Annotated in this window: 2 protein-coding genes; both read left to right on the forward strand. The window is 75.4% G+C overall.

The annotated features are described in order from the left end of the window. The coding region (locus ACFQ3T_RS36125; RefSeq protein ID WP_380730583.1) for a DUF5682 family protein at window positions 1-701 on the forward strand (701 nt) is incomplete at its 5' end. A gap of 186 nt (window positions 702-887) precedes the next feature. Further along, entirely contained in the window at window positions 888-2060 is a 1173-nt protein-coding gene (locus tag ACFQ3T_RS36130; protein ID WP_380730585.1) for a VWA domain-containing protein, read from the forward strand. The last annotated feature ends 115 nt before the right edge of the window (window positions 2061-2175 follow it).

Here is a 2175-nt window from a genome sequence, read left to right on the forward strand (position 1 = left end):
CCGCCGCGACGGACGCGGTGGAGCTGCTCGCCGCGCTGCCGGACCTGGCGACCACCGTGCGGTACGGCTCGGTGCGCGGCACGGACCCGGAACTGCTGCGGGTCGCGTTGCACGGCCTGCTGGCCCGCGGCGCGGTCGGCCTGCCGCTCGCGTGCCGCGGGGTGGACGAGGACACGGCGGAACGCGCGGTCAAGGCCGTGGAGGGCGCCGACGAAGCGGTCCGGCTGGCGGCCGACGACGAGCACAAGGACACGTGGCAGCGCGCGCTGAGGGCGCTGGTCGCGATGCCCGACGCCCACGGCCTGCCGACGGGCCGGGCGACCCGCCTGCTGTGGGAGACGGGTGCGCTGGACTCGGACGAGGTGGCCGCCCGGCTGCACCGGGCGGTGTCCGTGGCCGCCGGCGCGACCGCGTTCGTGGCGGGGTTCCTGCGCGGTTCGGCGGCCCTGCTCACCGCCGACCCCCGCCTGTTCGGCGTGGTGGACGAGTGGCTGACCGGCCTGTCCGGGGCCGACTTCTCGGCCGCGTTGCCCCTGTTGCGCCGCGCGGTGGGCGACTTCAGCCCGGCGGAGCGCCGGATGCTCGGCGACCGGGTGAAGGGCACCGGTCCGGGTGGGGCGGTGGCGGCGAGCGACTGGGACGAGGACTTGGCGGCACGCCTGGCGGACCACGTGCGCGGCCTCCTCGCGGCCGCGGGCTGACGGGGGCGGCGGTGGCGCGACAGGTGCGGGAACCCGGCGACACGGCCGGCGGTCGCGGGCCGACCGGCGACGGCCCGACGACGGGGACGGGGCGGGAACGCGAGCTCGGCGGCGGTGCGGGGATGGCGTTGGCGGGATGGCGTTGGCGGGGATGGCGTTGGCGCGGACGGGTGGAGGTGCGTGGGTGTGACTCTCGACGTCGCCGGTGAGCGGCAGCGGCGGTGGCGGTTGCTGTTGGGCGGGGCGGCCGGCGACCTGGGGTCGTTGGGCGAGGACGACCAGCGGCGTGACGCGGCGCTGACCGGGTTGTACGGCGGCGGCGAGGCGCCCGACCCCGGTGGCAAGCGGAGCGCCGGGCTGAGCGGGTCGTCGCCGGTGCTGCACCGGTGGCTGGGCGACGTGCGCACGTACTTCCCGAGTTCCGTCGTGCAGGTCATGCAGCGCGACGCGGTGGAACGCCTCGGCCTGCGCCAGCTGCTGCTCGAACCGGAGCTGCTGTCGAGCGTCGAGCCGGACGTGAGCCTGGTCGGCACGCTCGTCTCGCTGTCGAAGGCGATCCCGGAGCGCACCCGCGAGACGGCCCGCGCGGTCGTGCGCAAGGTCGTGGAGGACATCGAGCGCAAGCTGGCCGACCGGTTGCTGGCGGCGGTGCACGGCGCGATCGACCGGTCCCGCCGCACGAGCAGGCCCCGTCTGTCCGATGTGGACTGGAACCGGACGATCCGGAAGAACCTGCGGCACTACCAGCCCGACCAGCGCACGGTGGTCGTCCAGGACCTGGTCGGCAACAGCAGGCGCAGCCGGCAGGCGTCGCTGCGGGACGTGGTGCTGCTGGTCGACCAGTCCGGGTCGATGGCCGAGTCGGTCGTGTACTCGGCGGTGCTGGGCGCGTCGCTGGCGTCGTTGAAGGCGGTCGACACGAAGCTGGTCGTGTTCGACACCGAGGTGGTCGACCTGACCGAGCAGCTGAAGGACCCGGTCGACCTGCTGTTCTCGACCCAGCTGGGCGGCGGCACGGACATCAACCGGGCGGTGGCGTACGGGCAGTCGCTGGTGCGCCGGCCGACGGACACGGTGATGGTGCTGATCAGCGACCTGTACGAGGGCGGCGTGGCGCGGGAGCTGCAACGCCGGGTGCGGGAACTGGTGCAGAGCGGCGTGGTGGTCGTCGTGCTGCTGGCGTTGTCGGACAGCGGCACGCCCTCCTACGACCACGAGCTGGCGGCGCGGCTGTCGGAGCTGGGCGCGCCCGCGTTCGCGTGCACCCCGGACCGGTTCCCGGACCTGCTGGCGACGGCCCTGCGCCGCGAGGACGTCGGCGCGTGGGCCGAGCAGAGCGGCATCCCGGTGGGCCGCTAGCACGCGTCAACGCCCGGCGTCGCGCCAAGCCGGGTCCACAGCGGACCGGACGGCAACGCGGCCTGACGGCCGGCACGGCGAAGTCGGCGCGGCGGTCGTTGGTGCCGCGCGGCGG

The organism is Saccharothrix hoggarensis (assembly GCF_042678885.1).
Taxonomy (GTDB): Bacteria; Actinomycetota; Actinomycetes; order Mycobacteriales; family Pseudonocardiaceae; genus Actinosynnema; species Actinosynnema hoggarensis.